Source organism: Streptomyces sp. NPDC001443 (assembly GCF_053597355.1).
Map to the genome: position 1 here is coordinate 41,311 of NZ_JBSFIA010000012.1, position 15,259 is coordinate 56,569.

Sequence of the window (15,259 nt, forward strand, 5' to 3'; positions counted from 1 at the left end):
CCACCGGGAGTCTTCCTCGGCGTGGAACCGCTGGTTACGCTCCGGTTTCACCGAGCTTCAAGGACGCGGCCGGAAGGACACACTGATGGGTCTCGGGGCGATCGACCTCAATCTTCTGGTGGCGCTGGAAGCGCTCCTGGAGGAGAAGAACGTCACCCACGCGGGGGTCCGGCTGTCCACCAGCCAGTCCGCGATGAGCGGCTCGCTGGCCCGGCTGCGCCGTCACTTCAACGACGAGCTGCTGGTGCGGGTGGGCCGCGAGTACGAGCTGACCCCGCTCGCCGAGCGGCTGCTGCCGGTCGTCCGGGCCTCCCTGCACAAGGCCGAGGAGGCGCTGTCGCTGACCCGGCACTTCGATCCGCAGCGCAGCCGGCAGCGCTTCTCGGTGGTGATGTCCGACTATGTGATGTCGGTGCTCGTGGAGCCGCTGCTGCGGGTCGTCGCGCAGGAGGCGCCGGGCGTCCGCCTCGACGTCCATCCCATCGTGGACGGGCAGTTGGAGACGGAGACGCATCTGCGCTGTCACGACCTGATGATCGTGCCGCTGGGCTATCGGCTGCCGGGGGTCAGCGAGGCCGTGATGCACGACCGGTTCGTGTGTCTCGTCGACCCGGACAGCCCGCGTCTGCGGGGCGGCCGGCTCGGCCTGCGCGACCTGGCGGAGATGCCGCACGCGGCGTGCGCCATCGGCAAGAGCCACACCCCGGCCGAACGCCAGCTGGAGACGCTCGGCATCACCCCGAGGGTGCAGGTCAGCACGCCGGGCTTCAGCGTGCTGCCGTTCCTGGTGAGCGGCACCGACCTGGTGGCCCTGGTGCCCGAGCGGCTGGCGCGGCGCTACGAGGGCTTCGCGCGCTGTGCCGTCGTACCGACGCCGTTCCCGGACGTGCCGCTGGTGGAGGCCATGTACTGGCACCACAACCGGCACGCGGACCCGGCGCACCGGTGGCTGCGCGAGACCGTGCGCAGGGTGGGCGCCTCGCTGGACGAACCGGCGCCGGAGGAGATCGCCGGCGCGGATGCCAGCCATGACGAACACGCGTTTCCGGAGCTGCCCGTGGCTTCCTAGCGTGGACGGCGCAGACCCGGTCGGAAGAGATCCGGTCGGGAGAGATCCCGCGCCCAGTGGAGGAGCCGTGAGCCGTACCCGCCTGGCGGGCCGTACCGTCGTCGTCACCGGAGCAGCGCAGGGCCAGGGGGCCGCGGAGGCGGCGGCCGCGGCCCGGGAGGGCGCGACGGTGATCGCGACCGATGTCCTGGACGGGCCCGGGGAGAAGCTGGCGGCGGCCCTGCGCGCCGAGGGCCTCGAGGTGGTCTACCGGCACCTGGACGTGTCGTCGGAGCGGGACTGGGCGGCGCTGGCCGCCTCGCTCGACCGGGTGCACGGGCTGGTGAACAACGCGGGCATCCCGATGCGGGCCCGGCTCGGCGAGGTCGAACTCGCCGACTTCAACCGGGCGTTCGCGGTGAACTGCGCGGGCGCGCTGCTGGGCATCCAGGCGTTGGCCCCGCTGATGCCGGCCGGGGCGTCGATCGTGAACGTGGGCTCGGTGGCGGGCCTGACGGCGCATCACGCGGTCGCGTACACCGCGAGCAAGTGGGCGCTGCGGGGCCTGTCGAGGGTGGCCGCGCTGGAGCTGGCCCCGCGCGGGATCCGCACGAACGTCGTCCATCCCGGGTACATCGAGACGCCGTTGATGGCGTCCGCGAACCCGGTGTTCGTGCGCGCCCATGTGTCCATGACGCCCCAGGGCCGGGCGGGCACCGTGGACGAGGTGGCGCCGCTGGTCGTCTATCTCCTCTCCGACGAGGCGTCGTACGTCAACGGCGCCGAGATCACGGTGGACGGCGGCTACGCGGCGCACGGCGGGGTACGGGCGATCACCAACGCGCTGGACGGGACCGACGGCTGAACCGTCGGCCCGCCCGCCGCCGCAGGTCCCGGAGGTCCCCGCAGGTCCCGCACCGCGGGTCTCACGCCGGGCGGCACTCGGCGAGCCGCCGCTCCAGGAACCGGCGCTCCGCCGCGTTGCGTACGAGCTCCAGTGCCCGTCCGTACGCCTCGGCGGCCTCCCGCGCCCGCCCCGCGCGGCGCAGCAGGTCGGCGCGGGTGGCCGCGAGCAGGTGGTAGTCCGTCAGGTCGCCCTCCCGTTCCAGTTCCGCGACCAGCGCCAGGCCCCGGTCCGGGCCGTCGGCCATGCCCACGGCGAACGCGCGGTTGAGCCGGACCACGGGAGTGGGCATCCGGCGCAGCAGTTCGCCGTACAGGGCCGCGATGTCGGCCCAGTCGGTCTCGGCGGCGGTGGCCGCGGTGGTGTGGCAGGCCGCGATGGCCGCCTGGACCTGGTACGGGCCGGGGCGGCTCCGGCGCAGGGCGGTCTCCAGGAGGCGGGTGCCCTCCTCGGCGGCCGTCCGGTCCCAGCGGGTGCGGTCCTGCTCCTCCAGGCCGACGGGGTCGCCGGCCGCGTCGACCCGGGTGGCCCGGCGGGCGTGGTGCAGCAGCAGAAGGGCGAGCAGACCGAGCGCCTCGGGCTCGTCGGGCATGAGCCGGGCCAGCAGCCGGGCCAGCCGGATCGCCTCCGCGCACAGGTCGGTACGGACCAGGTCGGTGCCGTCCGTCGCCGCGTACCCCTCGTTGAAGAGCAGGTAGAGCACGCCGAGGACACCGGTGGTGCGCTCGGGCAGCAGGTGCGCGGGCGGCACCCGGTACGGGATGCCCGCGTTCCGGATCTTGCGTTTGGCGCGGACGAGGCGCTGCGCCATCGTCGCCTCCGGGACGAGGAAGGCACGGGCGATCTCCGCCGTGGTGAGCCCGGCGAGGGTGCGCAGGGTCAGGGCCACCCGGGCCTCGATCGGCAGGGCCGGGTGACAGCAGGTGAAGACCAGCCGCAGCCGGTCGTCGGTGACCCCGCTGCCCTCGTCGGGGTCCTCGGGGCCGTACGGGTCGTCGGTGCGCGCGAGCACGGCCAGCTCCTTCAGCTTCTGCGCCCCGACCGCCTCCCGGCGCAGCACGTCGAGGGCGCGGTTGCGGGCGGTGGTGGTCAGCCAGGCGCCGGGGCGGCGCGGCACACCGTCGCGCCGCCACCGGTCCAGGGCCTGGGCGAAGGCGTCCTGGGCGCACTCCTCGGCGAGGTCCCAGTCGCCGGTCAGCCGGATGAGCCCGGCGACGACCTGGCCCCATTCCTCGCGGAAGGCGGCGGCGACCGCCTCCTCGACGTCCCTGTCGGTCACTCCCACACCGGCCGCACCTCCACCGCCGCGCCGCCGCACGCCCGGGAGTGCGCGGCGGCCAGGGCGATGGCCTCGTCGAGGTCGGCGGCTTCGACGAGGTCGAGCCCGGCGACGTGACCGGCCGGCCCGCGGTCCGGGACCGGACCGTCGCCGAGGTCCGGGACCGGGCCTTCGCCGTGGGACGGCGACAGGCCGTCGCCGAAGTCCGGGAACAGGCCGTCGTCGAGCAGGATCTCGTCGGCCTCGACGCGCACGGTGGTGGCGTCGGCGGGCGGGCGCAGCCAGATGCCGCCGCGCATCCGGCCGGGCCGGGTCCCCTCGGCGTCGGCCGGCTGCGCGCGGACCAGCAGCGCGTACCTCACGACCCGCCGTCCGCGGGGACCGAGACGTGCTCGTGGGCGATCAGCCAGCGCTCGCCGACGGCTCGGTAGCCGGTGGTCACGTGCAGGGTCCGGTCCAGCGGGGTGCCCTGGGCGCGGTCGGCGCGGATCCGGACCAGGGCGTGGGCGAAGGCGACGCTCTCGTCGACGCGCAGCCGGAAGGAGAGCACCTCGCGGCGCACCGGGCCGACGAGGTCCGCGTAGGCGGCCTGCTGGGTCTTGCGCAGGGCCTCGGTGTCGAGGGGACTCGGCCCGCCGTCCGGCAGGACGATCCCGGCGTCGGCCGTGTAGCAGGCCAGAGCCCGGTCGACGTCCCGCTGCGCGGCGGCCTCGGTCAGTTCGGCGTCGAGGCGGCGGATCGCGCCCTCGGTGTCCTCGTCCTCCCAGTAGGGGCGTACCTCCATGGCCCCGATGGTGGCCACCGGGTGCTTCGCGGCGGCCTCGACCGCCTCCTCCAGGCTGTCGCACTCCAGGATGTCGTAACCGGCGACGTACTCCTTCGTCTCGGCGAACGGGCCGTCGGTGCGCAGCACTTCGCCGCCGCGCACGCGTACGGTCACCGCGTCCGCGGGGGCGGCGAGGCGATGGCCGTGCAGGCGTACGCCGCGTTCGGCACCGAGTTCCTCGACCCAGGGCTCGACGGGTGCCATCTCCGAGGCGTCGGCGGTGTCGTCCCCGCACACCAGCAGCATGTACTTCATGGTTCCTCCCGGTCCTCACGAGCTTCCTACACCCCACCGACGAACGGCACCCCGCCGGATCGACACCCGGGGCAGGAAAAAAATGCGGGAGGCCGGGATCCGTGGCCCCCGGCCTCCCGCCGTCGACGGCGCTCGCGGCACGGTGCTCAGGCGGAGGCGGGCTGCACCGCCGCCCCCGCCGTCACCCGGGTCGCGCTCCTGCGCACCAGCAGCAGGGTGACCAGCGCGCCGAGCAGGGAGGCGCAGCCGCAGATCACCACGCCGAGGGCCATGCCGTGGCCGAGGGCGCTCTGGGCGGCGGCCCGGGCGCCGGCGCTGCCCGCGTTGACGACGGCGAGCGGTCCGGCGGCCGCCTCCATGCCCGCGTCGGCGCCGCCGAGCTTGCCGGCCAGCGCGGAGGACGCGGCGCTCATCGCGATGGTGCTGATGACGGCCGGTCCGAGGCCCTGTCCGAACTCGCGGACCAGGCTGGTGGCGCCGCTGGCCATGCCGGTCATCCGGATCGGTACGGCGTTGACGGCGGCGGAGGTCAGCGAGGACACCACGCAGATGAAGCCGACGCCCAGCAGCAGCACCGGTCCGATGAACGCGGCCAGGGAGGTCGTCGTGATGGGCAGCGCGGCGATCCAGAACTGGCCCGCGGCCATCGGCAGCAGACCGCCCATCAGCAGCCAGCGGGCGTCGATGCGGGTGAGCATCCGGCTGAGCACCGGTGCCAGCAGCAGCGGGATCAGCTGGAGGATGACGAAGGGCAGACCGGCCCGCAGGGCGCTGAGGTGCATGACGGCGCCGAGCCGGATGGACACGCAGTAGGCGGTGCCGATGAAGCCGAACATGCCGGCCAGGGCGACGACGGCGGCCGCGGCGAACGACGGGATCTTCAGCAGGTCCAGGTTGAACATCGGCGACTCGGCGCGCTTCTCGGCGATCACGAAGCCGACCAGGGCCAGCGCCGCCAGGACCAGGGCGCCGACGATCGCGGGGCTGCTCCAGCCGCGGTCGCCGCCCTCGATGATGCCCCACAGCAGGGCGGTGAGGCCGACGGCGACGGTGACCTGGCCCGGCCAGTCCAGGGCGCGGCCCTCGGGGGCCTTGGAGTCGGTGACGAGGAACCAGGAGGCGACACCCACGGCGAGGCCGAGGACGACCGGCGGCACGAACGCCCAGCGGAAGTCGGCGACGGTGGCGAGCACGCCCGAGGACAGCGGGCCCACGGCCGAGGCGATGGAGATGCTGAGCGCCCAGGTGGACACCGCCTTGGCGCGGTCCTTCTCCCCGGGGGTGGCGGCCGCGATCACGGCGAGGGAACTGGGGAACAGCGCGGCCGCGCCGATGCCGGCCAGGGCCTGGCCGGTCCACAGCATCGTGATGTTCTGGGAGGTGGCGTTGAGCAGTTCGCCGACGGCCAGGACGAAACCGCCCAGCACCAGCAGGCGCTTGCGCCCGAAGAGGTCGCCGACCACACCGAAGTTCAGTTCCAGAATGGCGGTGGGCAGGATGAAGGCGGAGGTCACCCAGGCCACCTGGGAACCCGAGGCGCCGAATGCGGCCTGGATCTCTCCGTTGATGGGCGAGGGCACCGTAATACACATCTGCGCCGCCGCCACGGCGAGACAGCAGGCTATGAGGGTCACGATGTCGAGTCTTTTCAGGGAGGTCGTTTCCGTCATTGTGCGTGCCCTCGCTCCGGCGTCCGGTCGGTTTGCTGTCCGACGTTCATTTCTCTGGTTTCGAACTTCGCCTCGGGTTCGGGTTTCTCCGTGAGTTCGAACTCCTCCGCGAGTTCGAGCCGCCCGGCGGGTTCGAGGTCGAGTCGCGTGCGCACCGCGGCTCAGCCCGCCATCGCGCTGTCGCCGCCGTCGACCATGAGGTTCGCGCCGTTGACGAAGGCGGCCTCGTCGCAGCAGAGGAAGGCCGCCGCCCGCGCGATGTCCTCGGGCTCGCCGACCCGGCCGGCCGGGATCCGCGCCTCGAGCTGTTCCCTCGGACCGTCCGGGTCGTCCAGGAAGGGGGCGGTGGCCGGGGTGCGGGTCATGCCGGGGGCGATGGTGTTGACCCGGATGCCGTGCGGGGCACCGGCCGCGCACAGGTGCTTGCTCATCGCCAGCACCCCGCCCTTGGCGGCGCCGTGCGGCACCATCGGCATGAAGGGCGCCCCGCGCACGGCGGCCACGGAGGCGACGTTGAGGACGGCTCCGCCGCCGCGGGCGATCAGGTGCGGCCAGGCGGCCCGGGTACAGAAGTACGGGATGTCGAGCTCGTTCCTGATGGTGAAGTACCAGTCCTCGGCGGGCATCGTCTCGAACGGCCCGTTCCGCAGCGCGGAGGCGTTGTTGTAGAGGATGTCGATCGCACCGAACGCCGCGATCCCGGCGTCGATCCACTCCCGGGCACCGGCCTCGGTGGACACGTCCACCGGCGCGAGGGAATTCATGTCTCCCCCGGCTTTACGGACGAGTTCGACGGTTTCCGCCGCGCTGTCCGCGTCGATGTCACAGCCGAATACGCGGGCGCCCTCCGCCGCGAATATCAGGGCCGCCGCTCTTCCTATTCCGGCTCCCGTGCCGCTGATGAAGGCGATTTTCCCGTCCAGTCGACCCATGATCGGTGCAGTCCCTTGTCCCGTGCCGCCGGAGTGCGGTGGTGGCAGCGTAGGGAGGGCTTTTGGCCAGAACAAGAAATCCGTCGCCGAAGGGGCATCACCCGTTCGTATGGCTGGTATGGCCGGCCTCCGGCGGGACGGCCCCCGCCGGTTCACAGCAGTCCGCGCAGCACCTCGGCGAAGCCCTCGGGGTGGGTGATGTTGCCGTTGTGGCCGCCGGGGAAGTGGACGAGGCCGGTGCCGAGTCCGGCGGAGAGTTCCTCGGCGCAGCGGTAGTCGAAGACCGTGCGCGGGGTGGCGAGTCCGGCTCCGGGCACGATGCGGACGGGACCGTCCTTCAGGGCGGTCAGTTCGTCGGCGGTGAGTTCGGCGTGCCGCATGGTCAGGGCGTCGTGCTCGATGAAGAAGCGGAAGTCGGCTTCGCGTGAGGCGTCCAACGGGGCGAGCCGGGCGCCGGGTTCGGTCTCCTGGCGGGCGGGGTCGATGCCGAGCAGCTCGCCGATCCGGCGCACCCCGGCGAGCCAGCCGTCGCGCTGGAAGACCGTGCGCATCTCGTCCAACTCGTTGTGCGTGCGCAGCCGTTCGGCATGCGGGAGCAGTCCGGGTATGGCGGGTTCGTGGGCGACGAGCAGGGCCAAGCGGTCGGGGTGGCGCTGGGCGAGACGCAGCCCGATGACCGCCCCCATGCTGCATCCCAGCATCCGGGCGGGCTCGTCGGTGAGGTGGGCGAGCAGCCGGTGCACGTCGTCGACGTGCTCGTCGAGGGTGGCTCCTCGTGCGGGATCGTCGAGGACGCTGCGGGACAGGCCGCGGCGGTCGTAGGTCACCACGGTGTGGCGGTCGACGAGGTGGTCGACCATCGCGTCGCTGCGGTTGGCGTCGCCCTCGCCGCTCTGGGAGACGAGCAACAGCGGCCCGCTGCCGCGGACTTCGTAGTGGAGGGTGGCGCCGGGGACGGTCAGGGCGGCCTTGCGGACGGCGTTCATGACGGACTCCTTCGTCGTGGTGGCACCCCGGGACGCCGAGGCGACACCCGAAAGATAATCCATCTTTTCTGATGCATCAAGAGTGATGCATCTCGATCGATACATCAGCCCTGATGTAATCTGGGTCCATGAACGGAGTGGAACTGTTCCTGCTCGGCCGCACCCTGATGAAGATCGGCGAAGAGGCCATCCCCACCGAGGGGCTGGAGGACCACGCCACCAGCACCCGGTCGATGCTGGTCGTGATGCTCGACGTGTACGCCCACCCGGACACCACCGTCGGCGAGATCGCGGCCCGTACGGGCCTGCCGCAGAGCGCGGTCTCCGGCTGCGCGGCCCGCCTCAGGGAGACGGGTTCGGTCCTCGCCGCACCCGACCCCACCGACCGCCGGCGCACCCTGCTGCGCCAGAACCCGGAGGTCTCCGGCCGTCGCGCGGAGGTCGCGGCCACACCGGTCGACGGGGCGCTCGGCGCCGCGCTCGGCACCGAGGACGCCGAGGAGATCGCGCGGACGGTGGCCCTGCTGGAGCAGCTCGCCGCGCGGCTGTCACCCGGAGTTCCGGGCCGCCCGCGCTGAGCCCGCCCGCGGGCGGGCGCGGCGACCGGGCGCGACAGCCGTCGGTCCCACCGGCCGTCGCTCCCACCGGCCGTGTCAGGCCCACCCTCTGCGGGCCGCGATCCAGCCGAGCTGTATGCGGCTCTCCGCCCCCGCCTTGAGCATCAGTTCACCGATCCGGCGCTGCACCGTGCGCCGGGAGACGCCGAGCTGACCCGCGGCGGCCTGGTCGGTGAGACCGGCGAGGACGAGAGCGAGGACACGGGCGTCCATCTCGTCCAGTCCGTCCGGACGGGCCTCCGTGACACCACCGCCGTCCACCGTGTTGGGAGACAGCGGATAGGCGCGCTCCCAGGCGAGTTCGAAGTAGGCGATCAGGGCCTCCAGCATCCCGGAATGGTGCACCAGGATCGAGGCGGGGGCGGTACGGCGGCCGGGCAGCAGCGGGAGCATGGCCAGCTCACGGTCGGCGATCATGAACTTCACCGGGACCGACTCGGCGACGCTGACGTGCTGGCCGGACGCCAGGGCGGCCAGCGCCTCACCGACCATGCCGGGCTGGCCGAACATGTCGCGCTGCACGATGGTGCGGTAGAGGACACCGCGGCGCACCCCGGCGTGTTCGGCGGTGTTGTGCTCGCGCCGCACGACGGTGGACTCGGGCACCATCATGGCCCGGATCTCGCGCCGGGCGGACTCCTGGAGCTGCATGAAGCGGTGGCGTACCGCGACGGGGTCGGTGATGACCTCCACGATGCTGCCGCCCGACGCCGCGTTGCGGTACTCCTCGGTGAGCGCGAGCAGCGCCTCCTCGGCGGCCCGCAGGTCGTCACGGCGCTGCCGCAGCGTGCCGCCGAGAGCGACGGCCGGGGGCGCGGCGGTGAAGACCGTGGCCGGGCCGGGCTCGCCGTCGACGCCGTCGGCGGCGTCCGTGGCCGCCGCGGCCAGGCCGCGGCCGGCCAGCGCGACGAGCAGCTTCAGCGTCTCGCCGGGCGCACGGCCGGTCTCGTCCGCGAGTCGGTCGGCGGTGGCGCCCGCCCGCGACACCAGGAGACGGTAGATCTCCTCCTCGGCCGGGCCGAGCCCGAGCACCGAGAGCACGGGACCTCCTCGTGGTCTGTGAAGTCCCCACGAGAATACGGAGGCTGCCGATCCGTCAGTCACCTGGGGTGACTCGACGGGGGTTCGACAGCCTCCGACTCCGGCCTGTGGCCGCCTACTTCAGACCGTAGGCGCGGATCACCTCCTGGCTGATGCGGTTGCCCGCGTCGTCCCAGCCCTCGGCCTTCAGTGACACATAGCCGTGGTGCGGGGCGTCGTAACGGGCCGTCCAGGTGCCGGACTTGCCCTTCGTGTCGACCGGGGTCCAGGTCACGCCGTCGTCGTAGGAGACCGACAGTGTCGCGCCCTGGATCTTTCCGGCACCCGCCGCGCCGTCAAGGTGATGCGGGGTGAGCCGGAGCGTCTGGCGGCCGCCACGAGCGTCGCCCGCCAGGTCGGTGTCGACGCCGTAGTCCATCTGGAGCACCGCCACCCGGTCGATCACCGTCGGGTCGGTGACCGGGTCGGACTTGACCTGCCACACCGTGTGCGTGCGGGGGGAAAGCCGGTAGGTGTCCGCGTCGCGTTCGGCGGTCAGGTCGAGGGTGTAGACCGACGGAGTGGTCGGCGGCCTGGTGATGGTGAGGGCCGACGAGTTGACGGTCTTGAGCAGGACGCCGTCCTGGTAGACCGTCAGACTGGTCTTCGCCGGTCCGTTGCTCTGGATGACGCCGCCGTGGCCGCCGTCGCTGTCGGACCAGGGCTGGACGTTGAACGCCAGCGAGGTCTTCTGGCGCTGCGACCACCAGTAGGTGCCCCCGTTGGCGGGGCGCGTCACCGGCTTGAACCAGTTGCGGACCTGGAACGAGCCGGGCTCGTACGCGGTGCGCGTGCTCTGGCTCGACAGGAGCAGGCCCGGCCCGGTGCCCGAGGTCTCGACCCACTGCGTCCCCTCCTGCGCCGAGACGTAGTCGGTGCGGGTGCCGGGCATGTCCTGACGCAGCAGGTACCCGGAGCCGTACTTGCGGTACGGACGGAAGCCGGACCGCCACTCGCCGCTCTGCGTGGCGGTGGCGCCGTGGAACCGCATCTCCACCGTGGCCAGTTCGGACGGACGGGGACGGTAGGTCAGCCCGGTGGACGGGATCTGGCCGGGGTGCGGGTCCGAAAGGTCGTACACGTACGGGGAGTTGGGCACGCCGTCGACGTCCAGCCGCAGTCGGCCGCGCTTGGCGTCGGCGATCAGCGGGGCCCCGTTGCGGGCGGTCACGGAGAACACGGGCACGGCGCTGTCGGCGGCGGAGGTGCCGACGGACTCGATCAGCTTGCCCGCCTTGTCGTTCACGACGAGCAGCAGCGCGGCCCCGGCGTCGGCCGCCGCCTGCGCCCGCTGGGCGCCGGTGAGCGCGTCCGAGCGGGTCACCAGCACGACCTTGCCCTTGGCCTTCAGCCCGGCGTACTCGGCGGGGGTGCCGGTGCCCGCGTACACCGCTTCCAGGCGCTTGTGTCCGTCATACCGCGCGGAGTTGGCCTGGGCGTTGACCTGGACGGGCCTGCCGTCGTCGGTGACGGTGAGCAGCGGCAGGGCCTTGCGCCAGCGGGTCTCGTACTCGAAGGTGCCCTGGGTCGTCCTGCGGGTGGGCAGCACGAACATGCTGTCGTAGTAGGAGTTCAGCAGGTACTGCACCTCCACGACGCCCACGCCGTACGAGTTGGCCGCCTGGCCGTCCGCGCGGTACCAGTTCATGGACAGCGCCCGGTCCTCGGTGCGGCGCGGGACCTGAGCGGTGACCTCACGGGTGCGGCTCGCGTCGAGATCGACGGTCCGGTCCTGGTCGAGTACGACCTCCGGGTCGCCCATCACCGCCATGCCGAGCGAGTCGGGGCCGTGGCTGCCGGTCACGTCCTGGTACGTCAGGAGGCTGTAGGTGCCCTCGCGCAGGCGCAGGTCCACCTTGCCGCTGTCGTCGATGGTCGCGGAGTACGGGTCCTCGGTGCTGCCGAGGCGCTGGATCTCGACCCAGCCCGCGGCCGGCTTGCCGGAACGGTCCTTCAGGGCGACGTGCAGGGTGTGACGGGCATCCTCGCGGTACAGGCCGACCTGGGTACGGGTGAGGGTCGCGCCCGAGCCGTCCGTGGCGGTGATCTGGCCGAGGTAGCGACGGCCGTCGGCGCCCAGGCTCGGCCTGGCGGTCGCGGTGACCGTCGCGGTGCCGTGGGCGGGGACGGTCACGGTGTCGGCGGAGAGGGTGAACATCCCGTCGGGGGCCGGGGTGCCCTTGCCCGCGGTCGGGTCGGTGTCGTACGGGCCGCCGGCGACGGAGGCGTTCAGCGACAGGTGCAGCTCGGCGTCGGTGTCACCGGTGTTGGTGTACGTCACCGTGCGGTCGAGCGGAGTGCTGTCGCTGTGCGGCCAGGAGTCGATGCCGAAGTACGCGGAGCCGGTCGAGGTGACCGTCGCGGCGGTCGCGGCGGCGAGGTCGACGCGGCCGACGCCCACCTGGTAGGCGGTGTACGCCGTCAGCTGCTTGGAGGTGCTCATCAGCGCGTCCTTGAGCTGCCGCGCCTTCCAGTCCGGGTGCTCCTGGGCGAGGACCGCGGCGGCTCCGGCGACGTGCGGGGTGGCCATGGAGGTGCCGCTCATCGTCTGGTACCAGCCGGTCGCGGCGCTGCCGCCGGCCTTGGCGGCGAGCACGTTGACGCCGGGGGCGGAGATGTCGGGCTTGAGGGCGTAGTCGTTCAGGCGGGGGCCCTGGGAGGAGAACGACGCCCGCTTGTCGGCGGAGTCCACGGCGGCGACGGTCAGCGCCTCGTCGGCGACGCCGGGGCTGCCCATGCTCGCCTCGCTGCCGGAGTTGCCGGCCGCGATGACGAACAGCGCGCCGCTCTTCTCGGTGAGCTCGTCGACGGTCTGGCTCATCGGGTCGGTGCCGTCGGACGGATCGGACGAGCCGAGGCTCATGCTGACGACGCGGGCGCCGTGGTCGACGGCCCACTCCATGCCGGAGATGATCCAGGAGTCCTGACCGTAGCCGCCGTCGGCGAGGACCTTGCCGATCAGCAGGTCGGCGCCGGGCGCCACGCCCTTCTCGGCGCCGTCGGAGGCGGCTCCGCTGCCGCCGACGGTGGACGCGGTGTGGGTGCCGTGGCCGTGGCCGTCCTGGACGGTCTCGCCGGGCACGAAGCTCTGCGACTCGGCGACCCGGCCGTTCAGGTCGGGGTGGTTGAGGTCGACGCCGGTGTCGAGCACGGCGACCTTGACGCCCTTGCCGTCGTAGCCCTTCGCCCAGGCGGTGGCCGCGCCGATCTGCGCGGTGGTGTCCTTGAGGGTGGCCTCGACCTTGCCGTCCAGCCAGATCTTGGCCAGGCCGTCGCCGAGCTCGGCCGCGGGAGCGTCGCCGGTGGTGGCGGAGGCGGTGGGAGCGGCGGCCGCGGGCGCGACCGACTTCCACACCGTCCGGGCGCGCTTCTTCGCGGCCCGGACGGCCGCGCCACGAATGGTCGGCAGGGAGCGCACCTTGGTGGCGCCGGTGGGGGTGGTCCGGTCGGCGGTCGCGGTCTTGGCACCGTAGTTCAGGATCAGCGGGATGCCGTCGCTGTGGGCGTCGTCGTAGCCCTGCTCGATGAGGGAGGTCACGTCGAACAGCCGCTTGTCGAGGCGGTTCGCGGCCAGGTAGGGCAGCACCTCGTCCGGGTAGACGTAGAGGTCGCCGCCGACGGTCTCGGTGCGCACGCCGCCGGTGGCGCCGCTCGGGCGGGTCACGTCCGCGGTCTGCTTGCCGCCGCCGGCCTGCGTGACGCGCACGACGTCACCGGTGAGCAGGGTGACGGTGTGTACGCCGGTGTCCGTGGTGTCCACCGCCGCGGCGGGGTGGGCCGCGTCCGCACTCGTCGCCACGCTCGCCACCGCGGGGCCGGTCGGCCCGGCCAGTGACGTCAGGACGGCCACGGTGCCGACCGCCGCCGCGAGTGCCCGCCGACGTCTGCGGCGGGGAGGTATGAGGGAAGTCATGCTGCGGTTCCTACCGGTCGGAAACCTTCGGGGGGAACAGCAGACCGGTGGCGCGAAAGCGCCACGTCCCACATGCGCCACCGTGGTCTACGTGCTTACGGGTCACGGGAGTTGCCTGCCGAGGGCTGCTTCCGCGACCCTTCCCGGCCGACTCGGGACATGTCCCCCACCGACGGTCCGCAGCCGCCCGCCGATGCCCCGTGACCGACGTTCCGACGCTCTGCCAACCCTGCGTGTGCTACAGTGCAGCGAGCATCAGTGCACGCCCTTCATGGGCGCCGATGCCGATTCATTTCTCTGTGCTGCTCCGCCCCTTCGCCGTGACCGGCAGGCGCGACAGCTCTTCCGCACCACCTCGCCGACGCAGCCGTACTGCTCCCGCAGACGGCTCCTCCGTCGCCCGAGGCGCGGTTCCCGCCGCCCGGAGACGCGCACGACCGCCTCTCCCCTCGCGGCCCTTCCCTCTCTTCCCTCCGCATGTCTCATGCCCGCCGTCCGCGAAAGGACCGCACCGATGACCACCACACTTCCGCACCCTCCCCTCCGGCAGCAGGCCCCCGCCGCCCCGGCCGTCACCGGTGTCCTCGACATCGACGCGGGCGGGAAGGGGCACCTGCGTGCCGCGGACTGCCTGCCCACCCCCGAGGACCTCCAGGTCTCCCCCGCCCTCATCCGCCGGTACGGCCTGCGCAAGGGCGACCTTCTCGAAGGGGTGCGCGGCGACCGGCGCGCCCTGGCCGAGGTCGCGCGCGTCGACGGCCGTACGCCCGAAGAGCCGCGCCGCCGCCGGAACTTCGCCGACCTCACCCCGCTGCACCCGCACGAACGGCTGCGCCTTGAGCACCCCGCGTCCGGGCTCACCGGCCGGGTCATGGACCTGCTCGCCCCCGTCGGCAAGGGCCAGCGCGGGCTCGTCGTGGCTCCGCCGAAAACCGGCAAGACCGTGCTGATCCAGCAGATCGCCGCCGCGGTCGCCGGGAACCACCCGGAGTGCCGTCTGATGGTGGTCCTGCTCGACGAGCGCCCCGAGGAAGTCACCGACATGCGGCGCTCCGTGCGCGGCGAGGTGTACGCCTCGACCTTCGACCGGACGCCCCGGCAGCACATCGCGCTCGCCGAGCTCGTCGTCGAGCGGGCCAAGCGGCTCGTCGAGGCGGGCGAGGACGTCGTCGTCCTCCTCGACTCGCTGACCCGGCTGTGCCGGGCGCACAACAACGCCGCCGGCGCGGGCGGCCGCACCCTCAGCGGCGGCGTCGACGCGGCCGCGCTGCACGGGCCCAAGCGGCTGTTCGGCGCCGCCCGTCGGGCCGAGGAGGGCGGCTCGCTCACCATCCTCGCGACCGCCCTGGTCGAGACCGGCTCCCGCGCCGACGACCTGTTCTTCGAGGAGCTCAAGAGCACCGGCAACATGGAACTGCGCCTGGACCGCGAACTCGCCGCGCGCCGGGTGTTCCCGGCGGTCGACATCGGCACCTCCGGTACCCGACGCGAGGAACTCCTGCTCTCCCCGGCCGAATTGGCCGCGACGCGCGGGCTGCGACGCGCCCTGCTGACCCGCGACGGCCACACCAACCTGGAGACCCTCCTGGAGCGGCTGCGCGCGACCCCCGACAACGCGGCCTTCCTGCGCCGGATCCAGCCGACGCTGCCCGCCGTCTGAGGCGTCGGATCCGCCCCCTCGTGCGGCATCCGGGTGCTCGCGGGTCACGTTCGGCCCTGACAGCGCGACCCCGTAGCGGTCCGTTTCTA

General features: G+C 72.9%; 12 protein-coding genes. 4 read left to right on the forward strand and 8 right to left on the reverse strand.

Translation table 11 applies throughout. The features are described 5' to 3' along the window. Positions 1 to 85: 85 nt before the first annotated feature. Together ACWC24_RS15435 and ACWC24_RS15440 are read left to right on the forward strand one after the other, a co-directional pair. Positions 86 to 1,069 carry a LysR family transcriptional regulator gene (locus ACWC24_RS15435; RefSeq protein WP_450663320.1) on the forward strand — a complete coding sequence of 328 codons (984 nt, stop codon included), beginning with the start codon at positions 86 to 88 and terminating at the stop codon, positions 1,067 to 1,069. A gap of 67 nt (positions 1,070 to 1,136) precedes the next feature. Then, positions 1,137 to 1,913, forward strand: a complete 777-nt coding sequence (locus ACWC24_RS15440) for an SDR family NAD(P)-dependent oxidoreductase (protein WP_450663321.1) — start codon at positions 1,137 to 1,139, stop codon at positions 1,911 to 1,913. 61 nt (positions 1,914 to 1,974) lie between these two features. On the opposite strand, the gene ACWC24_RS15445 is transcribed toward ACWC24_RS15440, so the two are convergent. From ACWC24_RS15445 to ACWC24_RS15470, 6 genes are all read right to left on the reverse strand, one after another. Continuing rightward, a complete protein-coding gene (locus tag ACWC24_RS15445; protein ID WP_450663322.1) occupies positions 1,975 to 3,237 on the reverse strand; it encodes an RNA polymerase sigma factor in 1,263 nt (420 codons plus the stop codon). Next, positions 3,228 to 3,593, reverse strand: a complete 366-nt coding sequence (locus ACWC24_RS15450) for a YciI family protein (RefSeq protein WP_450663323.1) — start codon at positions 3,591 to 3,593, stop codon at positions 3,228 to 3,230. Before ACWC24_RS15450 ends, ACWC24_RS15445 begins: the two co-directional genes overlap by 10 nt. Further along, on the reverse strand, positions 3,590 to 4,312 hold the full coding sequence (locus ACWC24_RS15455) for a YciI family protein (RefSeq protein ID WP_450663324.1): 723 nt from the start codon (positions 4,310 to 4,312) through the stop codon (positions 3,590 to 3,592). Before ACWC24_RS15455 ends, ACWC24_RS15450 begins: the two co-directional genes overlap by 4 nt. Positions 4,313 to 4,458: 146 nt before the next feature. Further along, entirely contained in the window at positions 4,459 to 5,946 is a 1,488-nt protein-coding gene (locus ACWC24_RS15460; RefSeq protein ID WP_450663325.1) for an MFS transporter, read from the reverse strand. 197 nt (positions 5,947 to 6,143) lie between these two features. Continuing rightward, positions 6,144 to 6,914 (reverse strand): SDR family NAD(P)-dependent oxidoreductase, encoded by a 771-nt coding sequence (locus ACWC24_RS15465; protein ID WP_450663326.1) that lies wholly within the window; start codon positions 6,912 to 6,914, stop codon positions 6,144 to 6,146. Between the two features lie 152 nt (positions 6,915 to 7,066). After that, a complete protein-coding gene (locus ACWC24_RS15470) occupies positions 7,067 to 7,900 on the reverse strand; it encodes an alpha/beta fold hydrolase (RefSeq protein ID WP_450663327.1) in 834 nt (277 codons plus the stop codon). 128 nt (positions 7,901 to 8,028) lie between these two features. Here ACWC24_RS15470 and ACWC24_RS15475 point away from each other — a divergent pair, with 128 nt between their 5' ends. Next, complete coding sequence (locus tag ACWC24_RS15475) at positions 8,029 to 8,478, forward strand: MarR family winged helix-turn-helix transcriptional regulator (RefSeq protein ID WP_450663328.1); 450 nt, start codon at positions 8,029 to 8,031, stop codon at positions 8,476 to 8,478. Between the two features lie 75 nt (positions 8,479 to 8,553). Here the strand turns inward: ACWC24_RS15475 and ACWC24_RS15480 are convergent, their stop codons facing one another. Together ACWC24_RS15480 and ACWC24_RS15485 are read right to left on the reverse strand one after the other, a co-directional pair. After that, the gene (locus ACWC24_RS15480) at positions 8,554 to 9,558 is read right to left on the reverse strand and encodes a helix-turn-helix domain-containing protein (protein WP_450663329.1); all 1,005 of its coding nucleotides are present in this window, start codon (positions 9,556 to 9,558) and stop codon (positions 8,554 to 8,556) included. A 115-nt stretch (positions 9,559 to 9,673) separates the two neighbouring features. Then, positions 9,674 to 13,510, reverse strand: coding sequence for a S8 family serine peptidase (locus ACWC24_RS15485; RefSeq protein ID WP_450663330.1), 3,837 nt, complete (start codon positions 13,508 to 13,510; stop codon positions 9,674 to 9,676). Positions 13,511 to 14,024: 514 nt separating this feature from the next. On the opposite strand from ACWC24_RS15485, the gene rho reads away from it, so the two are divergent. Next, positions 14,025 to 15,170 carry a transcription termination factor Rho gene (rho, locus tag ACWC24_RS15490; RefSeq protein ID WP_450663331.1) on the forward strand — a complete coding sequence of 382 codons (1,146 nt, stop codon included), beginning with the start codon at positions 14,025 to 14,027 and terminating at the stop codon, positions 15,168 to 15,170. Positions 15,171 to 15,259 lie beyond the last annotated feature (89 nt).